Below are 25,771 nucleotides of genomic sequence, written 5' to 3' on the forward strand. Positions count from 1 at the left end.
AGAAATTTCAGAGGCAGCGTACTAGTCAGCCATTACCGTCTGGTTTCTTCCAGCGTGCTTGGCCTTATAGAGAGCTTGATCTGCAAGTGAAAATAATTCATCTGCTGTTTGTGCATGGGAAGGAAACTGAGCTACGCCAAGCGAAACGGTAACCATCTGCTTGAGATGATTTTCGCTGCTCGCCATCCTTGTACGAATCCGCTCAGCAGTTTCAAAGGCAACATGCGGCGCGGTATTCGGCAGCAGGACAACGAACTCTTCCCCTCCATAACGGCTGCAAAGGTCATCAGGTGTTACAGAAAACCTGACAATGTCAGCCAAATGTTGAAGCACTCTGTCACCTTCCTGATGCCCATATGTATCATTAATGGTTTTAAAGCGATCAATATCCAGGACGACAATGGAGTAAGGTTTCTTTTCTTCTATCCATTTTTTCATAATCGTTTCTAACGTTCTTCTATTATTTAATCCAGTCAAAGGATCCGTCATAGCCGCTTGTGTCAACCGATCGGTTTCCGTTTTAATACCGTTCATAGCAAGTATGACCGTGCTCGTTAATAAATCGGCTTCTCTGTTCCAATGATGCTTCATGGCGGGTATGGGAACTTCTTCTTTCCCCATTTTGCTGACGATATTCGCAAGTGTTACAAAAGGTTTAGCCAATCGGCGGGCAAGAAAGGTCGTCACGAGCATCAAAAGAATAAAGGGTACGAGCGTGTATGATAGGATCGCTTGTATATGATTGCTCAACTGCTCCTTCACTATGCTTATTGGTGAAAGCACAACGACCCCCCATTGATTCTCTGGGACGTAGGAGTAACCGGCAAGCCATTTTACACCATCTTCATCTACGGCGAGCTCTTGTCCACTCTGCCCCTTAATCAACTTCTGAACGATCATATTCGAGGTACTATCCTTTCCAATCTGACTTTTATCAGGATCGTACATCAAGTGGCCATCTGAACCCACTACATAGAAATAGGAACCGTTATGGTCTAGGTTATCATTACCGAATATCATATTTAGAACGTTATTTTGTTGCAAATAGAGGCTTCCACCGATATAGCCCCGGTATACACCCTTTTGATCAAACAAAGGCTCACTAATAAACACCATGAGATTTTTTGTTGTCGCGCTCGTATAAGGCTTTGACAAATATGGCTTTCGTGAGGCCAATGCTTCCTTCGCAGGAGCTGTTTTAATAGGCACGCCTGCCTTCCCGATCGACGAAGGGGACAGTGTACGCATGACACCATTCTCATCAACTACGACAATCGAATTAAAATAGTTGCTGCTATTGCGAATGAGATCAAGATATTTTCCGGAATCTGATTGCTTCATATCACTATTCAAAGAATAAAAGTCTGCCGCGTTTTTAAGACTGCTTCGCATCGACTCAAATAATGAATCCATTGTCATGCTCATTTTAGATGCGGTTGAAAGATTAAGTGTAAGTGTTGTTTCATACAACGCTTGTTTCTTGGACTGGTAGGATGCAATAAGCAAAATGGTTAACATGAGTAAAACCGAAACAGAGACTAAACCAATCATTAGCGTCGTCAGGCTCACTTTTCTCTTTTGGATAGCTTGTTTTACTTGTAAAAGCGACACAGCGATACCTTCTTTGATTTATGATATTACTCATTATTCGACGGGATTCGACAAATACCTCTTTCTTTGCTGGTTTATTTTCCATAATTAGATAATCAATTTCAATAATTGCCCATTAATCGATTTAAAAAAATAAGACAGCACCTTGTCACAGTGCCGTCCGATTAGGTTGCTATGTTAGATTTGTAATTCACCAAGCTTGATTAGCTCGACAACCGCTTGTGAACGACCTTTTACGTTCAGCTTTTGCATGACATTAGAAATATGGTTGCGGACGGTCTTCTCGCTGATGAATAGTTGTTGTGCAATATCTCTTGTTGTCTTGTCCTGTACTAACAGCTCGAATACCTCGCGTTCACGATGCGTCAATAAAAACTTGCTCTTATGGTCGCTACCCTTCAATGGCTGTCACCGCCACTCTCTTATAGTCCAATTAAATACTATTAAATGCGACGAATCCCAATGATATCAATCTTTTAAAGCTCTTCCACTTTCTCTCCATTCCCACTCATTACTATCCAATCCTACTAAATCACACCTTGATTTGCATCAAATTTTGCATCAAATTGCATCAACGCACGAAAAAAAAAAAGCAGCTTAGCTATTAGGCTTAAGCTGCTCGATTTATAAATATTCAATCATTTCCTTGTAACCATGTTTGGAATGACTTCTTGGGGATTCTGAAAATACGACCCACTTTCACAACATGAAACTCTCCTGACTTAACTAAATTGTATGCAGCTGTTTTGCTTATTCCTAAATAAGAGCGAATATCATCTACTTCGAGAATGTCGGGGAGATCTTCTATTTTCGATTCCATTTAATCACCTCTGATATTTTATATTCCACTTCGACATTGTCCGATACCATTAACTATCACATAATTTAAAACAAAGTCCCCTGCCAACCTGCCGATACCTTGGCGTGTGCGCGCTGCACATACTTGTCAACCGCGCCTTTGCTTATCGCCAGCGCTGTCGCAATATCCGAATGGCTGTAGCATTGTCCAAAAGATAAGACAAAACATTCTCGCTCTTGTGGGCTGAGAATTCCCAATACTTCCTCTAGCTTATGGCGCTCCTCTTCTGAAATAGTGGAACCACTACGGCTGTTATAAGCATTCGAGAAGTTTGCCATTATCATCGGATCGAGCAGCACGGTATTTTGATATACACTTCTTCGATCGACTCCACGTTTTGTGCCAGGCTGCCGGCCAGTGTGGAGCCATTCGATTGTAAAGTTCACATCCGATATCATTTCCTTGAGATCCTGTATCTCGTTCCAAAGCCCATCATTTGTTGATCTCCATTGCTTGTAAACGTCCCGATGCTTTTTCTCGCCTATCTGCTCCATCGTCATGCCGCTATCGTGTTCAATAAACTCTTCAATTTCCCGCCTTCGCGCTGTAAGCATGCGCAGCGTGGCTCTGTATGATTTTTTAAGGTCTTGGAGATCAATCAAAAATCCTCGATCGTCCACCTTACTCAATGTATCCGTTGCTTCGCCCACTTACGTCACGCCCCTTTGTGGGATCACCCCGGACGAACCGGGGCTATATGTTATTTAATTAATGTGTTTATAAGCAGTAATACTCCCGACCAAAACACTAAGAGAAAAAGCACAGCCAAGCCCCAAAACCGTCTAACCGACATGTCATTTAAATTCTTCATACGAGATCGTCATCTTCATGCGAGCCAGCTTTGTTATCGTCGTCAGTTTTGATGGCATTCATCGGATCATTTGCAGCTTCAGCAGCCGCAGCAGCTTCTTCGAGCGTGAGCTGGTTTTTATCTTCAACGGTTTCAACAACTCCATTAGCTCCAACAACAACCTTTAACCCGTCATGCGGCGGTGCCGGAGGCTCTTCCTTGACATCCTCAATGCTCATTTGGCTGACATCTTGCAGCCCCTTCATGAGCCTTTTCACATCTTCTGCAATGGCGCCGTGTCGGCGGATAACGTCGATGTATGCTTCCACGTCTGGAGGTACCGACTTCAATAGCGGATAGCCATCCGCATGCATCAACGTATCGCCTTGAGCGTTGGTCTTGAAGTCGAGGCCGTACAATGCCTCATCCAGAAAATAGCGTTTCTGCGGCTCGCTCATTTTGCGCCAAACATCGCAGTTAAGGTATAGGATTGCTTCCTTCTTCAGCGTACGGCGCAAGTCGTCGGCGAGGACCTTGAATTTTGCAAAAACTGTCCGCCCTTTCGATGCCCAACCGCCGTGTTTAAATAGGATCAGGAAGCGTGGCTCTTCAAAATGATCATGATGCTTTTCAACCACTTCCTGCAGCAGATCGTATACTGTGGACTCCGCTTCCGTATGAAACTTTTCCGTCTTCGCTTTCTTTGCCATATCTATATCTCTCCTCAGAATAGTTTTGGAATAACTTCAACGATTACTTGCGTTTTAAGTCCAATGCGAAGTTTAACTCTAGTTTGCTGATACCGAGCTTTTGAGCCAATTTACTGCGAGATAGATTGCTGTTATTTTTCAGAAAAATTAATTGATCATCAGTAAAACGGTATAATGCAGATTTCGTAAGAAAAGGATCTGCTCGCTTAATTCGCTCGTTATTTTCCTCATCGCTATCCGGACGCGCCTCATAAAGAATGCCTGTACTGCGATAAAGGTACTTTCTCGGTTTGCCTTCGCGAACAACCAATTGCTTGTTTAAGAGTGCTTGAATCGTACCAGTGCCGTTGTTGAGCGTGACACCTGACTTCTCCATAATGTCGCCGTACTTTATCCCATCATGCTTGGCAATAACATTCATAATTGTCATTTGCAACTCCGTTAACTTGATCATGTTTTGCTCACCTCCAGCAAGTGCTTCAGATCACGCATATCCTATCTCCTCCATTAGAAATTCCAGCACATATGTTCGGTTTTTAGACAGTAGTTAGCCGCTAGCTCACCAGAAATGGCTGTTTTCTCATTTTATTTAATCCATCTGATAATAGGTTGTTACGTCCCAACCACGTTGCTTGAGCTCTTTGGACATTACCTCGACGGCCTTTGAACGCTTGTCCCCTTGACCATCATTCGTTGGTTTAATCATGTAACCATTGCCGATCCAGCCCCACTGTGTCTTAGCTCTGCAATATAGACCAGCTGCTTTGATCGCTTCAAGCACTTTCGTTTCTCGTGCTCTAGGAACTTGTAGGAAGCAACTATCTAAATTGCATGTACCACCATCGTCCGAATCCTTGACAGCTTCGCAGGCTATTTGATTAGCTTCTCTAAAATCATTTGTAAGCTTGGCATAATCCAATGTCTGTCCCTCCCATACATCTCAATATTCAGCCAATGTTCATATGGCCTCGTCTATTTGCAACGCTAACTGCTCATGTTTCAGAAAACTCAGGGCCTCCGGGATGTTTGTATCCGGGAACCGACTATAGCCCGTACCATCCACGCTGTCGCAGCCAATGTCCCTCGCATACGACAACCGCTGCAAGCTATTGACTCTGCCCATGTGTACCCATTTCCCTCGCCACTTTGCCTCTCGCACTAACCACCTGATTTCTGGACCCAACTTGTACTCCGTTGATCCCCCGATAAATACTGCATCGATCTTGCCCCAAGGCATGCAAAGCTTCTCTTGACCGTCTTGAAGGACATAGGCTACGGGAAACCCATATGAGTGAATAACCGGCTCCCACCGCCCGAACATATCCAACGTGCCTGGCGCATCACCCACGGCATCTGGCGCGGTCACAAATATTGGTTTTGAATCTCGCATGCGCTCAAGCATACCGACGAATCGTTGTTCATCGAATCCATTAAAACAATCATTGTCCGCTGCCCAAGGAATACCGCTCGCGGAATAGTAAAGTAGGTTGCCAGCTCGCGGCGTGAGCAGTCCGCCGATATTGTCCGAGTCTCCCGAAACTCTCTGCACGGTTTTGGTAGCTCCACTAACAAGTAGCAGCATGTCATCACCTCAATTGTAGTATTCGAGTTTGCTGTATTGCTCAAGCATGCCATTGCTTTTGAGAGACAAGTATTTCTTTTGAATCGATCCTTCTGGACGATCAAGCGCAAGAGAAACAGACAAGCGGCCATCTACTTTGTAATATTTCGCAAGGTAGCAGAGTTCTTCTTCTGAAAAAGGTTGGCCGTGCTTTGGGTGAAAATCGGGATGGTATTTCATCCGGCCGAGGCTATCATATTGAATTTCAGCTTCCAAACATCATCCCTCCCATGTATTTGCTTATTCAGTAAAAACACCTATTTTCATTAATCATGATCACATTATTTAATTCATCACATAGAATATTTGACAACCATATCTAAAGCCATCAAACCCTCCTAATCATCTAGGGGGGGCTTTTTTTATTCATTAAGATACATAAAAACAGAATATTTTTTTATAGTAAGGGCAACTTATAAACGTAAAAAATTTGAACACAAGGAGAATTAGTGATTATGAAAAAAATTTACTCGTTGCTATTTGCCTTTACAATCCTATCATCCGCACTGTGTATCCCTGCCTTCGCGGAACATTCAAATCAAGTAGATAAGATGACTACTGATAACAATCGCATGAACAGTTATGGAACAAACAACACAACCACTAATCAAATGAATGGCTATGGAGATGGCTATGGAGCAAATAACACGGGTATCAATGCAAACAACTATCGGACAAATGCAACAACAGACGATAGAAGAAATAATTGGGGCTGGCTTGGTTTGCTTGGCTTAACGGGCTTAATCGGATTAAGAAGCCGAGATCGGGAACGTACTTAAGCAAGAATAGAGAATCGTTTTTCATGAACCCCTGCATTTATTGGGGGGGTTCATTTGAGCGCAAAATAGCTTCCTTCATTTTTCCGCCAATTCGAAGTGTTATCAATTATTTTTGTGAATTTCACCCTTACTCGTATTATTTCTGTGTAGTTAAGCATATTAAGTCAGTTCAAAAAATTATTGAATCAAAAGGAGCAAATCAAATGGGAATTTTAAGCGGTAATCCAAAGGATGAACCAATGCACTACGGTGAAATATTTAGTGTTTGGCAGGCTTCGACTGTAGCAAAAGGCGCTGTATCCTGTTACCAAGCATACTTAAACCACGCTGGAGACAAAGACTTAAAAAAAGTACTGGATGCTCTCATTGATCAAGCAAAGATGGAAATTAAAGAATGTGATACATTGCTTACTGATAACGGAATTGCTTCCGCACCTATGATGCCTGAGAGACCCCCTGTTAAACTCGAAGACATCCCTGTAGGCGCAAGATTCTCTGATCCTGAAATTGCCGCTATAATTGCCGCTGACACATCACTTGGACTAGTTGCTTGTAGCCAAGTTATGGGTCAGTCTATTAGAGAAGATATTGGAGCTTTATTTGCGAAATATCATCTTACTAAAACAGCACTTGGCGTTAAAATACTTGAACTGAGCAAAGAAAAAGGTTGGCTTATACCTCCTCCACTTCAAGTTAAACGACCAGAGACTGTTAACGCATAAAAATAAGTTGCCCAACCTGCCCATTGGGCAGGTTTTTTTAATCCTACTCATGTAATTACAAATTTCCCCTTCAAAGAGCTTAATGTAACAAGCTTGCTATTTCGTAATGATCAACTTTCCTGTATATTCCTTAACGACCATCGGGCATAATATCACTCGGAGGTGAGCTACGCCATGAAATGCATACATTGTGAAAACTTGAAGCAAATAAAAGGAAGGAAATATATATGTTACATTTGTGCCATCATTAAGGACCGATAGTCCTAAAAATAAGAATAATTATTGATATTTGTGTAATAATAAAATGTTGTCATAACAAATGTGGAGGTTGTTCAACATTAACATTCAAAGAGCGCAAGAGATCGTTGATTCACCCAACATGGCTAACGTGACCTATGAAGGATTAAAAATATATATACAAGACATTGACGAAATAACTGAAATGGCAAGGATCTTCCCACTTGATGATCCAGAGAAAGAACTCACTGTACCTTTACACAACTTAAGTGAGGAATAGATAATTGTCGTCTCTCATAGGGACGACTTTTTCATTTGTTTTCACATGAACATTTTCCCTCTTAAGTTTCTCAATATTCAGTCGATGTCCATTAGTTTACAGTCATTCAGATGGTTGACCATCCGTTCCAATTGGCGATTTACACCTTCAACGAAGGATTCTAGCATTTCCCCTTCATTATCTCCTTCAAGTTCAATTTCAATAGAGCCAACTTCATATGGAACCAGCACCTCGACTGTCTTTTCTGACATTTCGATCTTAACGATTTTAACCTCCGTACTAGTTCCGCAAAGCTTCTTTAATTTCTTTTCAATGCTCACGTTTAACCCTCCCATGTATTTGTGTATTCAAACTTGTCCGTTACTGTTGGTTGTATCTATTAATAAAATCCAATGCTGGACATGCTGAAAATTTATTATTAGGGTCTTTGATAATATAGTCTCCGTTTTTTGCGAAAAGCGGTCCGTCTAAAGTAGCGACTACAATACCACCATTTCTAAAATCTGCGTCACCGCCAACAAATTTTTCAATTTCATCAAAGTTTCCGTTGAACTTGACTGCTTCAACAAACGAACAAGTTACCCCGTTATAATATCGTTTAATCATCCCTTGTTTCCTCCCTCATGTTCTTCCGTATTCAGCCAGCGTGCGAAACGAGATACGCTTCTGCTGCTTGTGAGTTATCTTCTAAATAAAGATGAATGATGAAATAAACATTCCCGCGCTTTTGAAGAATAATTTCGTTGGAGCGATTAATTTCAACCATTGAATAATGACTGATTTCATTGCCCTTTTTGTATTCAAGAGAGCCTGGACGCCATCTAACGATAACAATGTCACCCTTCTTCATTGCATCGAATTGCTCCTGTTTTTCTAACTTTATTAACTTCATTTCATCCCTCCATGATCTTCAATATTCAAACTTTTTCTTCACGGTACCATATAAAGATGGTACTCACTCACTTATAAAAACTGTTGTATCGTTAGAAAGAAAAGGAATGATCCGGCATGCAGAAAACAAAGAAATTAATAATAATTTTATTAGGGATTATCATTGTTCTTTATTTCGGAGGATTACTCGGATTATGGTATATTGTTCGTCACGTCTCATTTGCACCATAAATACTCTTAGATTAGGCCCAAGTTCCTCAATATTCAGCGAATGTTCATTCGCACAAGCCGTAAACGCTGGAACAAGTAATTGGCTCTTCGAGCGAAATCATTTTTAACAAATCATATGTGTGCCCGCCATAGCTAGTTTTTGACCATTCAACCCAATCATGAATATTCTTTTTATCATCGGCATCTAAGGCCGGAAGGAATGATGAATCTCCACGTCTTGAAGCTCCAGCGACTAACCTTTCCCATTCCGATATTCTTGCGATCTCCTCAGGGAATCTCCGTGATATTTCAAAAAGCTCTCCTTTGTTAACGTTGATGCAAGGCATACAGCCCACGCGGGACATTCCTTGCGAATATAAAGGATTTGGTTCAATGCCGTGTTTCTTGTGCATGTCGAACACATCTCTAGCGCTCCAGTTCAGCAACGGCCTGTACACTTCGTAACCTTCCGGCGTCTCCTCCCGCATAGGCAACTTAGCGCGTGCTGGGCTTTCTGCTGCTCGGACACCTTGCCAACTAACAATGTGGTATCCGTCTTCCAAGAGCGGAAAGTACACATCCTCTGCAATCGGTATAATTTTGAGCCATTCCGTACAGAATCTTGCCTTTGTAGAAGGGAAACGACCTTTCCAGATACAGAGATCGAGGAATGGAATCCCAGTTGGATGTAAATGTTCAAGCGCTCTAGACACTATCGCTTCTGCTTCCTCAAAAGATTTACCTTTTACTGTTGGTTCCCATATCCAGCCGGTGACACCTTTATAGGTTTTATAAATATCAATTGGCGGAGTCGACGGTGGGAGCGTTAAATCTTCTTCACTCGATCCTTCAAACTCTGGTTCCACGCTCACCCAGCGGCCAGGTATATCCTTCTGTAGTTTTGTAGGCCAATGATTTATTACATACTCACGCTTCTTCGCAATCTGTTTAGTAAAGTCGGGAACCACTCGGCGGATCGGACCAAGCTCTCTTTCGAGATAATCAAGGTATTCATATGTTGAAGGGTGTTCGTTCCCTGTATCAGCGAATACAGGGATGACTTTTACACCCAATTCCTTTGTCGCATATATCCACATCGCCGCGCTGTCTTTACCGCCAGAAATGCTCATTACGTCTGCTATTTTCTCCATATCAGCCTCCAAGTTCCTCAATATTCAGGACTGTTCTATAATTTTCGTGATATAATAACCAGTAAATACCATGAAGCGTACATAAAGGTGGATGAAACTAATGAGTCGCAATAATGATAAAAAATATATGATACTTGAAGCTGTCGTAGGCATCATTCAAATACTAGTTTTTTTACCAATTGAATTTTTCAAACTAATTGGATCAATTTTTAAAGAATGATGAACGTCTTTATTCAATATGTTGTCTCGTCGTAATCGATATATTCCACTTCAACCTCATTACAATCCTCGCAAACCCCATTAATAACTAGCATCGGCTCATCTTTATTACAATTAGGGCATTTCATGCTTTTCCTCCTAGTACGTTTGATATTCATCCAGATACTTGAGCCTGACGCTCGATCTCTTCCTTGATCTTCTGTTCTGGTGAAAAGTTCTCTTGCCAGCCTYCCGGCTTCTGAATCTTGCCTTGTTCATTTCTCAGCACTTTGCCATCTGTCGCTATCTTACCGAGATTGGCCTGAGCTACGATGTCAAAGATCGGTTCCGGGTTAACGCCCATCAATGTTATTGTGCCGAGTGCGAAATAGATAAGATCGATAATGGCGTCAACTTGTTCTGTTAATCCATCAGCCGCAGCAAATTCCGTCAACTCTTCCAACATGTAAGAGATACGCTTTGCAACCTCTCCGCCAATATCTTCACCTTCGCCTTTGTACTTACGCGAGCTGATCTCCTTAATTTCCTGAGTTAACTCGTGAAGTGGAGCGATCAACCAACTATTTGTAACTAGCGGTCCGATGCTTAATTCGGTTGGCTTGCTAGGCATCTCAATGCCACATGCTGCGTGAAACTGTTTCACTTGCTCATATTGCTTATTCAAGTTCATCGCTCCTCGAAATAGTATTATTCACATCGATAATTGAAGCTGCCCTTCGGTTTCTGCATACCTTTCAAATTTCAGAGCATTTCCTGATCCGGCGCAATGCTCTGGCACATTCGCCTTTGTCAGTACTTCGGACATCTTCGGAGATACTGAGTTTCCGCAGCGGTTAACCTGCTCGGCCTGCGATACTGGCGCGCCATCCTCGTACTTGTCGATAATGTATTTGCTTGGGAATCCTTGAGCTGCGAACAACTCATGCGGTTTCAACATTCTCATTCCGATATCTACGATTTGATAATCGATTCCTTCGATCGTTACTAGCCCGAACCTATCTTTGGTCACCACTGTCTGCAATGGGTCGTTTAGGTCCTGCCCAACGCTGCTGCCGTAGTATGCAATCAAAAAAGATCTAACCTCTCCAATATGCAGGCCGCCTGCAGTAATTGTTGGCATCGGCTCCGTGACCTCTTGTCCGTCCTTGCAGGTTCCCCGCAGCTTAACGAGGTGGCTGGTAACAAGCGAGGTCTTACCACCACCGCCCTCTGTAACCGTCCCGACAGGCTCATCTACTGTGCTGCCTGTTGATTGTCCAAAATGTCGAGCAAGGAATGCTGCCGCTAATCCGAATTTATTACCGCCTGCGGTAACCGTGCCGACAGGCTTATCAAGGTCCAATATTCTAGGCTCCTGTCCCAGCCTCTCTCCGTAACCCATTTGTATGAGTGTAGGACTTACCAGCAGGTGTTCCGCCTTTGTTGTCACAGTAGTAAGCGGCTGCTCCGCTGAGTATTGCATCCGGTCCCCGCCGAATCCGGTCTGACCGATGCGGGCAACGAATGGGGTCACAACGCCCCAGCCATTTTTCGCGGTGATTGTCTGGAGTGGCTCGTCAATGTCTTGGCCTCGGAACTGTTCGCCTTGATGATTGACCTTGATGATAAATGGCTTCGGGTTATTAATAACGAATTTCTCAATGCCGCGAGCGATCCGGCGCTGCGTGTTTTCTGCGAGCGGCTTTTTCCTGTCAAAGATACTAGGACAAGGAATCGACCAATCTATGATGTCAGCTGCTGTTTTATAAGGTAGCCGTTCACCAGACAGCACTTCGGGACTGTCCGGCGCGCCATGGGTCGGCTCCGGCCAAACAATCGGCTTTCCATCGCATCGAGCAATTAAGAACAAGCGCTTGCGGATCGTCGGGGCTCCGTAATCACATGCCCGAAGCTCGCGCCACTCGACCTCGTAGCCTAAACGGCGTAACGCATTAACAAATGAATGAAATGTCCTGCCCTTTTCATTCGGGTCTGGAATCATACATTGCAGCTCTTCCGGGACCACTTCCCCGGGGTATGAAACGACCATATCAAAGCTGTGTCCGTCACTCCTAAATACCTTTTTCATAACCCTTCCAGTTGTTTTGTCCTTCTGAACTATTACTGGCCCCCAGGTTTTAAACTCTTCGACATTCTCTAGCATGATAACCCTAGGCCGAACTGTGGCAGCCCACCTTATCCCAACCCATGCCAGCCCCCGAATACTCTTTTCAACCGGCTTACTTCCCTTAGCTTTTGAAAAGTGCTTACAGTCAGGAGAGAGCCAGACCAGTGCGACTCGACGCCCTGCTGCAATGGTGCGTGGATCAACATCCCAAACTGATTCGCACCAATGTCTAGTTTCTGGATGGTTTGCCTTATGCATTGCAATAGCAGCTGGATCATGGTTAATTGCTTCATCCAYGCTGCGGCCGATTGCGATTTCTATCCCGGTGCTCGCGCCTCCTCCTCCGGCAAAGTTGTCTACGAATATCTCGTCAGCCGAATACGTCCGGTGGTGATACGTGAAGCTGGCAACTTTGCGATAATACTTCCTCATTGCCTTGTTGCCTGCAAAGCGCTCATCAGCTCTTTTCAATCCCCCACCTCTTTCCGCCTGGTCGGCTTCCATGTCATAACATCGCGTTCCCTTGGTTTTGCGGCAGCCTGCTTTTCATGTTCTTCTGCCGTCATCTGCCGAACCTCTACGTCACTGTTTGCCTTTCGGTCGACATCCAGCTTGCGCTGAGGCAGCGGTTGTAAGCGGCGGCTCATCGTTTCGACCCTGGGTGCTTATCCAGCTTGCTACTGCGCCGCTTGCGCTGCCGGCGGAAGAACTCTGTCTCGGCATCGATCTTGTCTTGAAGCTTTGCAGCTTCGTCGAAATGACGGATAATGACCAATTCCTTCAATGTTGCTTTGCTCATATCCAATAAAAACACCTCATTCAGAAACATATGTTCGGTTTTTAGGCAGCAAAAATCCCTTCACCGAGCGATTGCGGGGTTAGAACAATGTTGACTGTGCACTTGCTTCTACTTTCTGCTTCAGCTTCGGCTTCGGCTTTTTCTTCGCGTCCTTCTTTGCCTTATAAGCAACAGGATCGGTTATTGATTCGATTACCTCACTCTGATGTGGCGGGTACTCGTCTAGGCTGCGGCCGTTACGCACTCTGTAAACAGCTTCGCAAATCTTAGCGATTATGAAAGCATCCACAATATCATGACTCGGATTTGTATATCCGTATTGTTCCAGCGCTGCGGCTGCCATCGCTTTTTTCTTTGCTGGTCCGTCTAAACGGACTTTGCTTCCTTTAGTTCCTGTCCAACTCTCCACAGCAACAAACTTTTTAACAGAATCGGGAGCAATCTCGTCATAACGCAAACCTTTGCGCGTTACCATACCTTCTAGCCCGCCGTGAATCTTTGCAGTAGTGATAAGCATCTGCGTTCCGTTTGCAACGCCTTCTTTTAGGACCACGTCGCCAGGCTTCAGGAGTACAAACAATTGATTTTCTAGTGACATTCTTTGTTCAGGTGATATTCCGCCTGGCTGATTCTTACCTTCACCGCGAATCAATTCCTCTACAAAAGGCATTCCGCATGAATCAAGAGCAACAAATCCTGTATTAGTCGCCGGATCGATCCCCACAAACCTCATCGGCCCCGACCTCCCTTATACCTGTTATTTGCAAGCTGCGTGGCCTGCCGCCTTCCGAATTACGTTTGATATAGCCTTTCTTCTCAAGCCGCTCTAAATGACCGTGAACGGTTGAACTAGATAAGAGTCCTACTCCATCTCCAATTTCACGAACTGAAGGCGGGTATCCATTTTTATTCAGGAAATCGACAATGAAATTAAACGTTGCAGCTTGACGCTTGTTTAATGGATTCAGCCCTGCTTTTATCTGCGGCCGCATGTGTCTCTCGTACAACAGGATCTCCAGCCCCCGTCGCATAGTGCTTATGTTGATCGGCTTACCGTCACCGATGCACTTGTCGATTTGAGCGATAACCTGCTCATCCGTCATGATGAGTGAATCGAGCTGTTTTGCAAATTCGGAATTAGCCATCGGTAGGAGCCTCCTTGTTGAGAGTGGGTAGAAAGTTCTCTATTAAAATTTCTGCYGGAATGTAAGCTTCACGTTTTAGATAATAACCGACCTTTTTCAGCGCTTCCTTTATGGTCTTGTGTTCCTCCAACAACTCCCTAAAATGCTGCTGCCATTTGTCTGCTGATCGGCTTGCGTCCTCTATATGTCCCTCGTACCATACTGCTCTCCAGTATTCGTTATCCCGTTCCAGCGTTACTTTCTCGATCTCTTTGTTCGCCTTCTCCAGTTCACCCTCAAGATACTTGTGGCTGCTTAATGCTACCTCTTTACCTCTTCGTTCCTTCTCCAGTTCATCAAGGAGGTAGCGGATATAGGTGGGAAATTGAGCGATGAGTTGCATATTCTCTTCCGTTTTTGCATGAGTTTTCGCTGTGCATATCAGAATGTCAGTATCGATTTCATATACCAAGTGATTACTTCCGTAGAATCCTTTCTGATACTTCCACGGTCCCGGTGTAGCCTTCTCCAACGCTTCTTTTATTTGCTCTATCATTTTGCTTGCCTCCGTTCTGTTTTTTTGCTGGCAACAGGAACACTTCACCGATTACTTTGCCTTGGTCATTCAGTACAATCTCCCAAGGAATCTCTTGAAAGAAGGGATCGACTTCGACATGCTTTCGCGGCATGCGCTTCATTTGAATTTCCCCATCCGTTTGCGGCTCCAAGGAATAAGAGAATCGATTTTACGATACAAAGGTCTTAAGTGCTTCTCACCAGCATTCGGATGCTTGCTGTAGTAATCTAATGCCTCGTGTAGAACAGAATCGTTGTGCATCTGACAGAGTGGTAAAAGTGCGAAAGTGGTATCTGCTCTATCTTTGCAACCTGGCATAGTACATAGTGATTGCATGATCAGTCTCCTCTCATACGATAATCATCAATCAGAGCGCATAACTTGTCATATCCAACCATATAGCGTTCTCGTTCTTCATCTGTTGACGAAGGGTCCTCAATTGCCTGAGCTCCCTTTACGATACGAGCCAGAATCAGTTCGTACTCCTCGTCGTTGTTGATTCGATCCGGAATCTTTTTTGACATGGTCGCCTCCTTGCTTCGGGCCTTGTCCGGAATAATCTAGGTCGAGGAATTTTCCGTACTGTTTCAAGAAAGCCATTTTCAGCTTGCCTACACCAACGTTTCGACCTTTAGCTATTATCAATTCCACAATCCCTTTATCCTCTGATTCTGGATCATAATAATCATCTCGATAAAGGAAAATTAAATTGTCAGCGTCTGACTCTATTGATCCTGACTCTCTCAAATCGGACATCATCGGTCGCTTGTCCACTCGTTTTTCACATTCCCTGCCAACTGCCGATATTGCAATCATTGCAACATCAAGCGTTTTAGCGGTAGCCTTAAGTCCTTTGGAGACGTATGCGACACAGTCACGAGGCTCTTTGAAATTACGACCAGGTTGCACGAGTTGTAGGTAATCAACGTAGGCAGCAATGTCAGAATGTAATTTCAATAATTCTTTTAACTCTTTCCTTATATTTTGAAGAGTGATGCCTGATGTATCATCGATGTAAATCGGTAGTTTCAGGAATTCATCAACTGCAAAGCTGTAACGCTCCCAGTCAGAATCATCGAAATCGCCTGAACGCATTTTTGAATTGTCTATATTGGCTAGGCTACATAAGAAACGATCGATGATAAGTTCTGCAGACATTTCCAAAGAGTAGAACGCTACTGCTGTACCTCCGCGCGCCGCTGTGATCATTTCATTCACGATCAGTGCAGTTTTTCCCATTGAGGGACGCGCTGCGTAAATATCTAGATCACCCTTTTGATGACCGCCTGTCATTTTGTCCAGCTTAACGCTCACTGTCTTTGATCCGGTTACGCCTCTTTTTTTCTTACGCTCAATGATCTTATCTGCATGACCGTCCATATATTTCGAAACATGCTTGAGCCCTGTGTCTTTCTCCTTCACCTGGAGATCAGAAATTTCCTCGAGAGCTGCTTTTGCGTCAGCGAGAAGTTTTGTTGAATCTACGTCCTCGTTTCTGCCGGCCGCAGATATTCCTTCCATTGCATCTTGCGTTCGTCTGACGATGTATGAGTCTCTGACAATTCTCATATGTTGAGCGAAATTATCAACAATCGGCACTGATTCGCTCAACTTGGTCAAATATTCGAATCCACCCATACGCATAAGCTTTTTACCCGAGCGTTTCGCCATCGTCACAAAATCGATTTTCCCGTCTTGCTCGAACGTGAATCGCAGATACTCCATGATTAAAGGATGGCGTTCGTCTGAAATGAATTCCTCAGGTGCCAGCACGCATTCATCCATTAACTGACCGTTCTTGATTATTGCGCCGAGAACAGCTGCTTCAGCTTGATATTGCCCGTTCATTCAACAACACCGCGCTTCAGAAGCTTTTGCCCGAATTCAATTCTATTGCGAACATGCTCTGGTATGTCGGTTGCCTTCTGCTCCCATTCATCCATTAATGCAAAGCGCTCTTCCGTCTCCAGTTCTAACCGTTGATGATCGGTGAATTGATTCGGATCATGCCTGACAATGTCTGCGATAGTTGGAGGAAATCGATTCGAACGTATATGCTCTTGCAAATTCTTTTGTGCTGAGCTAAATGAAATTTCCTTCATGTACTCATGCCATAAACGTACAGCCTGATCAGTTACTAGGAAGTTCTGGTACGCCGTTTTGATGACCGCTAATAGCTGGGCCGTTTCCGTCTGCTTCAAGCGCCGCGCCCTCCTCATAAAACTGTGCTAATACATCCATTTGCTGCTCTTGCTTCTGTTGCTGGTTAGAAGGGTATAACGACTTTTTCTTTGCATCATCCTTCTTTATCCAAACGCGAATGGTTTTGTTATGATCCTTCTTTTGCTTCTTCGGGTTATTCGTTTGCCATTCATCTACCATTTCGATGTACAGATCAACTCTCTCTTTACCAAAATCATTTACTAGACGATCGTATTCTTCTTGAGTTAAAAATACGGTGTCATGAAACTGGATTTTGACCTGGTCATTCATAGGTTCTATTTCCTCCGTTTCAGCTATATCTTTAAAATCTTTTTTATTTAAATATATATATTTCTTGGTACGCGACGTAGCGGTCAGATTTGGGTCAAACTGACCGCTAATCTGTTGTTTCGAAGCATTTTCTGATTGTTCCAAACTGACCGCTAATCCGTTGTCAGATTTGGAATCCCATTGGTCATAATCTTTATTGAAGGAAATCGTTCGACTTTGGCGAGAACCGCCCGAAATGACGATCAATATGTTACGTTCGATTAGTATTTGCAGCTCCCGCTGAACTTGATTTTTATGAGTGCCCAACGCTTCAGCTAGAAACGTTAATGAGAATTGATGAGTCTTGCGTTTAAAGCCATAGGTGTATCGCCAGACGATAAGCAGGATTCGGAATTGTGTACCGTTTAGGTTGATTCGTGCAGCCTGCTCGAATATTTCATTGGCTACCTGAGTGAAACCATCTTCTAGCTGCGGGCCTGCCATTGCACCTCACCCGTTCAATTCGTAGAATCAATGTACTCAAGGATTTGATCTGCTAAACGTGTAGAATGTTTGTCATCAATCGGTGCTGCCGTTACCCACCACTTATTAATGATTGAGGAAATATCGTTGCGCCGCACATCGGCTGGCTCCTCGACGGTGTAACCATTGACAATTGCCGAGGCAAGTGAGAAATAATTCAAATCAAAATGTCTCTGAATCAATTGCGCGGGCATGTCTAGCGCGTGAGAATCACATTTGATTATATTGAATAATGCCCATCTCTTGCTCTCATGAGAGTGTCCGTCACTCACATAACGATCAAGTGCCTCCGCCACTTCCTTCGGCAGCACGACCTTCTTAGCTTCTAACTGTGCCTTCAAGGTGTCGTTCTCTGTAGAAAGTCTGTCCGCACATTGAGTTGCCAGTAATTCGTCGGAGCGAGATTCGTCCAGCTCCCGTTTAAGCTGCGCTACATTCACCGTCAGGCGGACGATATTCAATTCAGCTTTACCGAATCTGCGGACTGCCTCTTCCTCGTCCTCTTTGCTTATCTTGAGCTCAAGCTCAATTGCTTCAGCGTGAGCGACGAGACCGCGAACCGCTTCTTTGGCGAAAAAACAGGGAGTGACGTCGTTCGATCTCTCTTTCAAAATTTTAAAATCTCGTTCCTTCATGCGTCCCATTCAATTCACCATCCTCTATTTTTTCCAGACTACAGGAGACAGTTCGGCATGTGCCGGCACCCAGTCGGGCTTTCCATATTTCTCAACGTAGCTCAATTTGTTGATCCATTCATCCAACGGCCGCTCCGCATGCATCGCCTGCAGTAAGGCTAGCGTCCCCTCAACATCAGCCAGAGCGCGGTGAGCGCCGTCAAGTTTAATTTCATATTTGTTACACATATCTGTGAGCGTGTGCGGGTAGGTTGTCCGGCCCCGCGCTATTGTCAAGGTGTCGATGAACGGATTGCCAAATGTAATTTCGCTAATTCTGAACATCGCATAATGGAGGAATGCAAGATCAAACGTTGCATTATGAGCCACAAGCAGCGTTTTCGGGCCCATCACCCGACGAAGGTTCAGGAAGGCTTGCTTCTCCTCCATCCCGTTAACCAGGTGCTCGTCGGTGATGCCCGTCAGCTCGGTGATTTTCGGCACCAGCTTTCCGTCATACTTAACGAATGTCCGAAATTCGGAGACCTGAACACCTTTCACGACTCGAATCGCTGCCATTTCAATGACACGCTCTTTCGCTGGGTCGAGCCCTGAGGTCTCGAAGTCAAACACGCACAAGTCGTCTAAAACATTAATAGTCAATCAGATGACCTCCAATTTATAATGCTTGTTCTTTACGAAACCCTTGTCGAACAAAGCTAGCTTAACAGCCTTTTCTGCCAGCGCTGCCGTGTTGTTGTTCTGACTCATATGGGTTAAATAGATTTGTTCGCCTCTACCATTAACCAGCTTGGACAAAGCTTCTGCGGCAGCATCATTTGACATATGACCGATGTCTGATAGTATCCGGTATTTCAGACCATCATGATATTTTGGATTGCCATGCAGCATCGAGATATCATGATTACATTCGAACACGTATATGTCGCTGTGCTCCATTGCTGTGAGCATTTCTTCGTTGACGCAACCCGTGTCCATCAGAACACTAACTTTTTTGTCAGCGGAATGGATTGTGTAACCGAATGGCTCCATCGCATCATGGGATATGTTGAATGGTTTGACATTCATGTAGCTCTGATTAAAAGATGCGAATCCAGTGAAGCCATTCGTTTTAACCACTCGCCCGCTGTCCAGCCTACCAATTGCCTTGAGCGTCCCCTCGCTGGCATATACCGGAATCTTAAATTTATCTGCGAAGCCAAGGCCGTCGGTATGATCCCCGTGTTCGTGGCTGACGAATATCGCATCGATTTTAGTAGGATCATAGTTTTGCTCAAGCAACAACTTCTCGATTTTCGTTTTGGATGGGCCAGCATCGACTAAGATGCTGGCTCCCTCCGTAGCAATATAGATGCAACTGCCCTTTTCAGAGCCCGTTGAGAGGACTTTAACGTTCATAAGCTGTAGCATCCGGCGTCTTTGATTTCTGATCGATCATTTGAGCGAAGAACCCAACTTCATCGCCAAGTTCATATATCCTGATACAGTCTCGGTCAGGCCCGAATCTTAAAGCGATTAGACCTGAATGATCATTAAAATACGTATCCCATCTGACATTCACAAGAAAAGCTATTTTCGCCTCTTCCAAAAATTCAAGATGTTGTTTTGTGATTTGCACGTTGATTCCCCCTATTCGAGATCGTCGTCGCCGGCAGCTTTCTCCGCGATTTCCATTTCCATAACCTTGAGCAAGGCGTTTAACTCTTTGAGCGTTGGTTTATCTCCAGCTACTGTGCAATTAGCTTGCATGTACTCGCCTTGGGCATCCTTGTCGATAATGCCGAGTGTTTTGAATGCGGCTGAAATTTTCTTCCGAACCTGTGCCGTCTCGCTCTCCGTGGTAGTTGATGGCGGTGGTGGTGTGATTTCTTTCGGCGATCCAGTAGCAGCATTAGCTTCTTCCGTGATATCCCTGCGCGTTGGTTCTGGAGAGACATACCCCTCTGGAGCATTCATCGCCTCCATGTTCTCCTCTACGACTGAAGCGATGTCGTATTGAGCCTTGATAGAGCGGAATCCTACATGCTTCTTGAACATATCAGGATCCGGTGAGCCGTCTTCCATTTTCCAAAACTTCTGATTCTGGCCTTTAAGAAGCTTTTGCACTTCCGTAACATCCATGAGAATGATAACGGGCTTGTACCCTTCGCGCTTTGCCACAGAATAAGCAGCAACAACTTTTCCTCGGGGAAATTTTACTTTGTGGCTAATCTTTACAAAAACGCCTTCATCATCCGTTTCAGCTTCAAATGAATCTACTTCGTTATCGCAAACCACTTGATTAAATACCCCTTGATAACCTGGCGACTTCTTTGCCAGTGAGAGTAGGCCTTCGTACGAAACCCGACTATCAAGCTTCCCGCCGTAGAGAATTGGGAAAGCGTGCTTGAGTGCTGGATCCAATCCCATGCGATTGCACTGATACATGAACAGGTTGAATTGCGGAATAGTCAGATCCTTACCGATCGTTTCCTTCATTGTCATGAGCTCGTTAGCTCCAAAATCACCGATCTGAACGATTTGATTAAGCTCTTCCGCTACTTGAATTTGTGTATTAGTGCTCATTTATACAATCACTCCATCCACTTCAATTTTTAAATCTATTTCTGGAACAGTCCGGCCGGTAATAACCTGGTCATATGCCGCCACGGGTCCCGTGTATTCGCCAATACCGTCGATGAACACCGGAGTTATGAGGCCTGATTGTTTGAACAGTACCTCTGTCAGCTCCAGCCCCGCGCCGATCTTCTCGCCTGCCGAGAGGGAAGTGTAATCCTTGCCGTCCTTCTGGACGCTGAAATCCGGATCATATTCATTCCGAGAAGCTACATATTTATAGAGGCGAATCGAGAGCGTAGTAAACTTGGATTGAATCTCTGCAGCCTGCAGCTCCGCCTCTTTGGCGCGGAATGCCTTGATCGCATCAAGGATGAATGTCGTATCACGCTGGCTAATGAGTGCTGCCGCTTCGGTTTCTTTAGCTGTTGCAACCTCAGCTGCCAAACGAGCACGCTCGTTATGGTCTCTGATGTTGCCGAGCAGCGATTCATATTGTTCCTTGAGCGCTCTAACCTTCGTTTGCTGCTCCTCGATGTCGACTCGTTCAGCCTGCTTGAGCGCTTCGTGCGCCTCTTTCCGTTTAGCCTGTAAATCCGCATGCTTGATTCGGTACTGCTCGACCCGTTTCTCTTTGTCGGCTGTGACGGCATCTACCGCTTCGTCTTGTAACAGTTGCTTGCATGTACGGCAAGTAATTAGGATAGGCTCTTCCTTGAGTGCAGGCCATGCAGCAGCCGAGTCCTTAACTTGCTTATCAAGCTGTTGCCAACGCGATTCCAAAGCGTTGTAATGCGTATTAATAGAAGAAGCATCATAGACAATCTTTTCTTCACGCTCGATATCAAGCTTCAATGTAGCAGCATCAGCTTCAAGAGTGGTAATATCCGCTTGTGTCTCTGGCAATCGCCCGAGCATCTCGCGCATCTTCTTTGTGGCTCCAACAGCCTCCGTGTGAGCCTTGTCCAGCTTTGGCTTGAGTTCTTTGTGTTTAGCCTCCAAGTCATTGATGGTGTGTTTCTTGGTGAGCTCAGCCAGCTTACCCGATTGCAACTTGTCCATGCCTTCAAAGACTGTTTTATTAAGCGGTGGAGTCACACCCTGCATCAACAATGCGCGCTGCTTGGTCCAATGTAATCCGAAGAAGAAAGCTGGATAGTACAGGGCCATGAATTCCTCTTGCGAGAATAAGGAAGCAACGGCGGCATCATATTCCTTCGCAGACCGCGGTATGTCATTTACATAGAAGCTGTTTGTCTTACCGGCTATCTCTCGGGCAAACTTGTACTCGATGCCGTCAACTGAAAGCAATATTGAAGCGAAAACCCGATCGTATTTATAATTGCTTGGCCGTGGACTGTTTTTGGCTGATGTGTAATCAGCTCCGAGCAAATCCTTGCCCCATAGAATCCATACCGGAGCGCCACCGATCGATGATTTCCCTTCGCCGTTGCGGCCGGATAGATTAGTTACCCTGCCGTAATGGACCGACTGGCTGCGGAGCCCAGTGTAATTTACAAGCTCTAATTGTTTGAATTGGACTACTTTAGGCATGCTGTTTCCTCCTATAATTCCGCGAGCTCTTGCTCGAGCAAGGTGATTTCATCAGCAAGTAAACGCTGAGTGGTTGATACGATTAGTGCGAAAAGACGTTCATTACCTGGATGTGTAAACCGTTTGTCCATATCAACAACATTGTTCCGACGTCCGTTTTTTATTTCAATATAAGTCGCACTGTCCAAACCTTCTGCTTGGCGTGTTAAAGAATGAATTCTATCAACGATTGCGCGAGCTTTTTTCGCACGTTCCTCCATGTACTCCAATGTTTTCCGGTTCATAAATCTTTCCTTTCTGCCACCTCCGTGGTACACTGACGGTGAATTGTTTATTTGTGGCTCTAACGCGACGGCCATCGCTGTTAGGGCTTTTTCATTAGAATGGTAGTGGTTCTTCCATAAGCACCACTGGAGCAGCCTCTTCCACTTCAAGCTCCTCGATTTTTTCTTCCAGCTGCCCAATCTTGTGCTCGTTCTCTTCAACCTCGTCCCGAATCTCTTCAAGCTCATTAACTAGATCATTCAAACCAAATTTAGCGAAGTCTGAAAGCTTCTCCAGAATATGATGAGTCTGGTTGTACTTATCCGAAATACCTCCCTGAAGCGTAGCCAGCTTGTCCAGAACAGCCTCGATTTTGTTTACGATTGACATATGATTCACCTCCCCTCAAGCGTTAAATCCGCTCAAAATGCCGTTTTTGGCAAAAAAAAAATAGACTATCGCTTAAATGGGGCTTTTGCAGGTATGAGTCCTACACTGACACCAAGGGCATGATTGACCTGAGACATGATGTAATCAGGTGCTGTGGTAATCCGATTTGATAATCGTGTCTTATTAATAGTTCRGATTTGCTCTACCATGATTACTGAATCCTTTTCGAGCCCGCATCCTCTACTGATTTTGATATGGGTCGGCATCCAACGCTTTTTAGAGTCGGTCATAGCTGCTACGATGATTGTTGGTGAAAATTCGTTACCCACATCGTTTTGAATAACGAGAACGGGGCGAGCGCCAGATTGTTCGCTTCCCTCTCCTTTTCCGAATTCTGCCCACCAAATTTCTCCACGTTTCATAGAATGATCCCCATCCCTACCAGTTGTATGTCCCGCCATTCATCAAAAGGTGTTTCTAGTATCCAAGGTTGGCACGCCTTAACGTGATCCGAATGATAAAATGTAGCAAGCCTATCCACTACATGAGCTACACTACCGACCGGCTCCGCCTCAGATATCACGATGGCATGAGCTGCGCGAATTGTTTCCTGTGCTTTACAATCTGCAACCATACGAGCAGCTTCATGACCCTTCATCAAGCGAGTTACATATACTGGCCCAGAAGTAAGACCGCGGTTCTTAAGTAATTGAGCAAATTGCATTTTGGTTAACTCCCTTCGTTACAATTTCTAATTAATGTAAAAAATGAAACATATGTTCTGTTGCGTTCATTATATTAACGCTTTATAATAATCTTATGTGCATAATATGCACATAGTAGACAGACTTAATTAAACCACTAGATCGTTAAATAAATCATCAACAGTGGTATCGAAGTAAGAAGCTATTTTAAATGCAAATTGTATTTCTGGATTTGATCGCCCGCTTTCTATACTACGGATAAAACTCTCACTTACATTTAGATCGAGAGAAATACCGCGCTGAGATTTACCCTTCGCCAAGCGGAGTTCCTTAAATCTGATACGTTTTTTAATAATGCGAGGATCTGTTTTACGTCTGCCCATATATTTACCTCCCTTCGAATAGAAGTGACAGCTATTGACTATATTAATACAAACGTGCATTTACTGCACATGCAAATAATAGCATGTTTATTTCCTGCACGTCAACATATTTTTCCAGAGGTGATTTTATGAACGTAATGAAGAAGAATATTGTCGGTGAACGTATAAGAGAAATGCGAAATGGATTAGGGTATACACAATTACAATTAGGTGAAAAAATCGGAGTAGACAGATCAAGTATTGCAAACTACGAAACAGGTAAAGCAATTCCCCCCATGGATATTGCACTTAAATTATCTGATATTTTTAACTGCACAACAGATTTCTTACTCGGCAGGACAGAATATAATCAATTTATTGATGAAAAAACTCTAACGTTCCGAGAAACTCAATCTGATTATAACGTTACCAAAAACTCACTAGTTCCTAAGTCAGCTCCAACGGTTGAGTTGGTACAAATCCCTATTTACGGTGATATACGTGCGGGATACGATTCATTAGCCGAGCAGCGTATTATCGGCTACGAGGTAGTATCAAAAGATACAGTCAAAGACGGAGAATACTTTTACTTAATTGTAAAAGGAGATTCCATGATTGATGAGGGCATTCATGAGGGTATGCGTGTACTTGTTAAAAGTCAAAGCCATTGCGAGCATGGAAAGATTGGTGTAGTGATAGTCAATGGTGATGAGGGAACTTTAAAACGAGTTTATTACGAAGGGGATACTGTTGTACTTCAGGCAGCCAACAGGGACATCCCTCCCCGTATCCTACCGATCTTTGAAGTACGTATACAAGGTCAAGTTAAGAAAGTTGAGTTTGATGTGTGAAGGCTAAATTGTCAGTTTACTTTGATTATATAGAAGCTGAACTCGTTCCAATCTGGATGATACTCAAGTTTAAACAAGGGGGTATTGACTGGTCACAAGATTATATCTATGTGCCGGTTAATCTCCCTTTTCATCGCTTTATGTCCGAAGATTTTGATGATCACATTATCAGCCTGTCGATCACTTCAACTGAATTAGTAGTTAGCCCGGAGCGCCCAACTTATGTTGGTATTCATTTACCCACTGTAAAAGAAAGAATAAATAAACTGAGAGGCGAGAAGCTCGCTCCTCAGTTTCTAATGGATGATATCGTACAGTTGCTCATTCTGGTAAGTGATTTAGAAGAAATATTAAATATGAATTATTTATCAATTTTTACATGGAAAATTTAACATCTTCTTATTGTTCAGTAGTTTGTTGTTCTTATTCATCTTTTTCAAGGACGAATTTACACTTTGATTAAACTACATAAAGGTTTGGTTCACAATATACGATAGATAAAACAATTTACATCTCTAACCATTTTTTCTTTGTATGTTTGTAAAGCTCGAACATTTCTTCTGAACTTATTTCTTCAAAACTAAGAATACCACTTTCATTTTCATTTTCATTTTCATTTTCATTTTCATTTTCAATTACAACTCTTCTCAGAATGCCCACTTTCTCAACAAATTCACTGAATGATAATTTTTCTATGAAGGATTTTATTTTTTCATTCTGAGTACTAATAATTTTATTAGATCGATGTAGAGC

Annotated in this window: 41 protein-coding genes; 5 read left to right on the forward strand and 36 right to left on the reverse strand. The window is 43.8% G+C overall.

Features of this window, described 5'->3' with window-relative positions; all coding sequences use genetic code 11:
- Positions 1-21: 21 nt before the first annotated feature.
- The 9 genes from AB4Z17_RS11665 to AB4Z17_RS11705 form a co-directional block, all read right to left on the reverse strand.
- Positions 22-1,611: a sensor domain-containing diguanylate cyclase gene (locus tag AB4Z17_RS11665; RefSeq protein WP_441959865.1), complete on the reverse strand. Its 1,590-nt coding sequence runs from the start codon at positions 1,609-1,611 to the stop codon at positions 22-24.
- Positions 1,612-1,788: 177 nt separating this feature from the next.
- Positions 1,789-2,013, reverse strand: coding sequence for a helix-turn-helix domain-containing protein (locus AB4Z17_RS11670; RefSeq protein WP_006040330.1), 225 nt, complete (start codon positions 2,011-2,013; stop codon positions 1,789-1,791).
- Positions 2,014-2,245: 232 nt separating this feature from the next.
- Positions 2,246-2,431 (reverse strand): helix-turn-helix domain-containing protein, encoded by a 186-nt coding sequence (locus AB4Z17_RS11675; protein ID WP_441959866.1) that lies wholly within the window; start codon positions 2,429-2,431, stop codon positions 2,246-2,248.
- A 65-nt stretch (positions 2,432-2,496) separates the two neighbouring features.
- Entirely contained in the window at positions 2,497-3,090 is a 594-nt protein-coding gene (locus AB4Z17_RS11680; RefSeq protein WP_441959868.1) for a sigma factor-like helix-turn-helix DNA-binding protein, read from the reverse strand.
- Between the two features lie 187 nt (positions 3,091-3,277).
- Entirely contained in the window at positions 3,278-3,970 is a 693-nt protein-coding gene (locus AB4Z17_RS11685) for a putative metallopeptidase (protein ID WP_441959870.1), read from the reverse strand.
- Positions 3,971-4,013: 43 nt separating this feature from the next.
- Positions 4,014-4,424 (reverse strand): hypothetical protein, encoded by a 411-nt coding sequence (locus tag AB4Z17_RS11690; RefSeq protein ID WP_441959872.1) that lies wholly within the window; start codon positions 4,422-4,424, stop codon positions 4,014-4,016.
- A 135-nt stretch (positions 4,425-4,559) separates the two neighbouring features.
- On the reverse strand, positions 4,560-4,889 hold the full coding sequence (locus AB4Z17_RS11695; protein ID WP_441959874.1) for a hypothetical protein: 330 nt from the start codon (positions 4,887-4,889) through the stop codon (positions 4,560-4,562).
- Positions 4,890-4,928: 39 nt separating this feature from the next.
- Entirely contained in the window at positions 4,929-5,552 is a 624-nt protein-coding gene (locus AB4Z17_RS11700; RefSeq protein WP_441959875.1) for a hypothetical protein, read from the reverse strand.
- Between the two features lie 9 nt (positions 5,553-5,561).
- Positions 5,562-5,807: a DNA-entry nuclease gene (locus AB4Z17_RS11705; RefSeq protein WP_441959877.1), complete on the reverse strand. Its 246-nt coding sequence runs from the start codon at positions 5,805-5,807 to the stop codon at positions 5,562-5,564.
- 239 nt (positions 5,808-6,046) lie between these two features.
- On the opposite strand from AB4Z17_RS11705, the gene AB4Z17_RS11710 reads away from it, so the two are divergent.
- The 3 genes from AB4Z17_RS11710 to AB4Z17_RS11720 all read left to right on the forward strand — a co-directional run bounded on the left by AB4Z17_RS11710 (position 6,047) and on the right by AB4Z17_RS11720 (position 7,609).
- Complete coding sequence (locus tag AB4Z17_RS11710) at positions 6,047-6,370, forward strand: WGxxGxxG family protein (protein WP_441959879.1); 324 nt, start codon at positions 6,047-6,049, stop codon at positions 6,368-6,370.
- Between the two features lie 203 nt (positions 6,371-6,573).
- On the forward strand, positions 6,574-7,092 hold the full coding sequence (locus AB4Z17_RS11715; RefSeq protein WP_441959881.1) for a DUF3231 family protein: 519 nt from the start codon (positions 6,574-6,576) through the stop codon (positions 7,090-7,092).
- 337 nt (positions 7,093-7,429) lie between these two features.
- Positions 7,430-7,609, forward strand: a complete 180-nt coding sequence (locus AB4Z17_RS11720) for an H-type small acid-soluble spore protein (protein ID WP_441959929.1) — start codon at positions 7,430-7,432, stop codon at positions 7,607-7,609.
- A gap of 77 nt (positions 7,610-7,686) precedes the next feature.
- On the opposite strand, the gene AB4Z17_RS11725 is transcribed toward AB4Z17_RS11720, so the two are convergent.
- The 26 genes from AB4Z17_RS11725 to AB4Z17_RS11850 form a co-directional block, all read right to left on the reverse strand.
- Positions 7,687-7,929, reverse strand: coding sequence for a hypothetical protein (locus AB4Z17_RS11725; RefSeq protein WP_441959883.1), 243 nt, complete (start codon positions 7,927-7,929; stop codon positions 7,687-7,689).
- 40 nt (positions 7,930-7,969) lie between these two features.
- Positions 7,970-8,215, reverse strand: coding sequence for a hypothetical protein (locus AB4Z17_RS11730; RefSeq protein ID WP_441959885.1), 246 nt, complete (start codon positions 8,213-8,215; stop codon positions 7,970-7,972).
- 31 nt (positions 8,216-8,246) lie between these two features.
- The gene (locus tag AB4Z17_RS11735; protein ID WP_441959887.1) at positions 8,247-8,501 is read right to left on the reverse strand and encodes a hypothetical protein; all 255 of its coding nucleotides are present in this window, start codon (positions 8,499-8,501) and stop codon (positions 8,247-8,249) included.
- Positions 8,502-8,775: 274 nt separating this feature from the next.
- Complete coding sequence (locus tag AB4Z17_RS11740; RefSeq protein WP_441959889.1) at positions 8,776-9,861, reverse strand: phosphoadenosine phosphosulfate reductase family protein; 1,086 nt, start codon at positions 9,859-9,861, stop codon at positions 8,776-8,778.
- 373 nt (positions 9,862-10,234) lie between these two features.
- Positions 10,235-10,744 carry a hypothetical protein gene (locus AB4Z17_RS11745; protein WP_441959891.1) on the reverse strand — a complete coding sequence of 170 codons (510 nt, stop codon included), beginning with the start codon at positions 10,742-10,744 and terminating at the stop codon, positions 10,235-10,237.
- A 27-nt stretch (positions 10,745-10,771) separates the two neighbouring features.
- Entirely contained in the window at positions 10,772-12,658 is a 1,887-nt protein-coding gene (locus tag AB4Z17_RS11750) for a DNA cytosine methyltransferase (protein ID WP_441959892.1), read from the reverse strand.
- A complete protein-coding gene (locus AB4Z17_RS11755) occupies positions 12,655-12,834 on the reverse strand; it encodes a hypothetical protein (RefSeq protein ID WP_441959894.1) in 180 nt (59 codons plus the stop codon). The genes AB4Z17_RS11750 and AB4Z17_RS11755 overlap by 4 nt, the downstream gene beginning before the upstream one ends.
- Positions 12,831-13,016, reverse strand: coding sequence for a hypothetical protein (locus AB4Z17_RS11760; RefSeq protein WP_441959896.1), 186 nt, complete (start codon positions 13,014-13,016; stop codon positions 12,831-12,833). Before AB4Z17_RS11760 ends, AB4Z17_RS11755 begins: the two co-directional genes overlap by 4 nt.
- 49 nt (positions 13,017-13,065) lie before the next feature.
- A complete protein-coding gene (locus AB4Z17_RS11765) occupies positions 13,066-13,719 on the reverse strand; it encodes a hypothetical protein (protein WP_441959898.1) in 654 nt (217 codons plus the stop codon).
- Positions 13,688-14,131, reverse strand: a complete 444-nt coding sequence (locus tag AB4Z17_RS11770; RefSeq protein WP_441959900.1) for a winged helix-turn-helix transcriptional regulator — start codon at positions 14,129-14,131, stop codon at positions 13,688-13,690. The genes AB4Z17_RS11765 and AB4Z17_RS11770 overlap by 32 nt, the downstream gene beginning before the upstream one ends.
- Positions 14,124-14,666, reverse strand: a complete 543-nt coding sequence (locus AB4Z17_RS11775; RefSeq protein WP_441959901.1) for a hypothetical protein — start codon at positions 14,664-14,666, stop codon at positions 14,124-14,126. The genes AB4Z17_RS11770 and AB4Z17_RS11775 overlap by 8 nt, the downstream gene beginning before the upstream one ends.
- Before the next feature lie 138 nt (positions 14,667-14,804).
- On the reverse strand, positions 14,805-14,948 hold the full coding sequence (locus AB4Z17_RS11780) for a hypothetical protein (protein ID WP_441959903.1): 144 nt from the start codon (positions 14,946-14,948) through the stop codon (positions 14,805-14,807).
- Between the two features lie 174 nt (positions 14,949-15,122).
- On the reverse strand, positions 15,123-16,535 hold the full coding sequence (locus AB4Z17_RS11785) for a replicative DNA helicase (RefSeq protein ID WP_441959905.1): 1,413 nt from the start codon (positions 16,533-16,535) through the stop codon (positions 15,123-15,125).
- Entirely contained in the window at positions 16,532-16,888 is a 357-nt protein-coding gene (locus AB4Z17_RS11790) for a replicative helicase loader/inhibitor (protein ID WP_441959907.1), read from the reverse strand. Before AB4Z17_RS11790 ends, AB4Z17_RS11785 begins: the two co-directional genes overlap by 4 nt.
- Positions 16,818-17,663, reverse strand: coding sequence for a replication protein (locus AB4Z17_RS11795; RefSeq protein ID WP_441959908.1), 846 nt, complete (start codon positions 17,661-17,663; stop codon positions 16,818-16,820). The genes AB4Z17_RS11790 and AB4Z17_RS11795 overlap by 71 nt, the downstream gene beginning before the upstream one ends.
- A gap of 14 nt (positions 17,664-17,677) precedes the next feature.
- On the reverse strand, positions 17,678-18,346 hold the full coding sequence (locus AB4Z17_RS11800; RefSeq protein ID WP_441959910.1) for a hypothetical protein: 669 nt from the start codon (positions 18,344-18,346) through the stop codon (positions 17,678-17,680).
- Between the two features lie 15 nt (positions 18,347-18,361).
- On the reverse strand, positions 18,362-18,979 hold the full coding sequence (locus AB4Z17_RS11805) for a 3'-5' exonuclease (protein WP_441959912.1): 618 nt from the start codon (positions 18,977-18,979) through the stop codon (positions 18,362-18,364).
- Positions 18,980-19,735: an MBL fold metallo-hydrolase gene (locus AB4Z17_RS11810; RefSeq protein WP_441959914.1), complete on the reverse strand. Its 756-nt coding sequence runs from the start codon at positions 19,733-19,735 to the stop codon at positions 18,980-18,982. It abuts the gene before it with no gap.
- Complete coding sequence (locus tag AB4Z17_RS11815) at positions 19,725-19,955, reverse strand: hypothetical protein (RefSeq protein ID WP_441959916.1); 231 nt, start codon at positions 19,953-19,955, stop codon at positions 19,725-19,727. Before AB4Z17_RS11815 ends, AB4Z17_RS11810 begins: the two co-directional genes overlap by 11 nt.
- 11 nt (positions 19,956-19,966) lie before the next feature.
- Positions 19,967-20,902, reverse strand: coding sequence for a recombinase RecT (locus AB4Z17_RS11820; protein ID WP_441959917.1), 936 nt, complete (start codon positions 20,900-20,902; stop codon positions 19,967-19,969).
- Positions 20,903-22,447: an ATPase gene (locus AB4Z17_RS11825; protein WP_441959918.1), complete on the reverse strand. Its 1,545-nt coding sequence runs from the start codon at positions 22,445-22,447 to the stop codon at positions 20,903-20,905.
- 11 nt (positions 22,448-22,458) lie between these two features.
- Positions 22,459-22,731 carry a hypothetical protein gene (locus AB4Z17_RS11830; protein ID WP_441959919.1) on the reverse strand — a complete coding sequence of 91 codons (273 nt, stop codon included), beginning with the start codon at positions 22,729-22,731 and terminating at the stop codon, positions 22,459-22,461.
- Positions 22,732-22,825: 94 nt separating this feature from the next.
- Entirely contained in the window at positions 22,826-23,101 is a 276-nt protein-coding gene (locus AB4Z17_RS11835) for a hypothetical protein (protein WP_441959920.1), read from the reverse strand.
- A 65-nt stretch (positions 23,102-23,166) separates the two neighbouring features.
- On the reverse strand, positions 23,167-23,523 hold the full coding sequence (locus tag AB4Z17_RS11840; RefSeq protein ID WP_441959921.1) for a type II toxin-antitoxin system PemK/MazF family toxin: 357 nt from the start codon (positions 23,521-23,523) through the stop codon (positions 23,167-23,169).
- Entirely contained in the window at positions 23,520-23,735 is a 216-nt protein-coding gene (locus tag AB4Z17_RS11845) for a hypothetical protein (RefSeq protein ID WP_441959923.1), read from the reverse strand. The genes AB4Z17_RS11840 and AB4Z17_RS11845 overlap by 4 nt, the downstream gene beginning before the upstream one ends.
- Before the next feature lie 219 nt (positions 23,736-23,954).
- Positions 23,955-24,188 (reverse strand): helix-turn-helix transcriptional regulator, encoded by a 234-nt coding sequence (locus AB4Z17_RS11850; RefSeq protein WP_441959924.1) that lies wholly within the window; start codon positions 24,186-24,188, stop codon positions 23,955-23,957.
- 137 nt (positions 24,189-24,325) lie between these two features.
- On the opposite strand from AB4Z17_RS11850, the gene AB4Z17_RS11855 reads away from it, so the two are divergent.
- A complete protein-coding gene (locus AB4Z17_RS11855) occupies positions 24,326-25,018 on the forward strand; it encodes a S24 family peptidase (RefSeq protein WP_441959925.1) in 693 nt (230 codons plus the stop codon).
- Positions 25,015-25,410, forward strand: coding sequence for a hypothetical protein (locus tag AB4Z17_RS11860; protein ID WP_441959927.1), 396 nt, complete (start codon positions 25,015-25,017; stop codon positions 25,408-25,410). Before AB4Z17_RS11855 ends, AB4Z17_RS11860 begins: the two co-directional genes overlap by 4 nt.
- Positions 25,411-25,525: 115 nt before the next feature.
- Here AB4Z17_RS11860 and AB4Z17_RS11865 read toward each other — a convergent pair.
- The coding region (locus tag AB4Z17_RS11865) for a hypothetical protein (RefSeq protein ID WP_441959928.1) at positions 25,526-25,771 on the reverse strand (246 nt) is incomplete at its 5' end.

Origin of the sequence: Paenibacillus sp. TAF43_2 (genome assembly GCF_052113545.1) — a bacterium.
In the GTDB taxonomy this organism is placed as follows: domain Bacteria; phylum Bacillota; class Bacilli; order Paenibacillales; family Paenibacillaceae; genus Pristimantibacillus.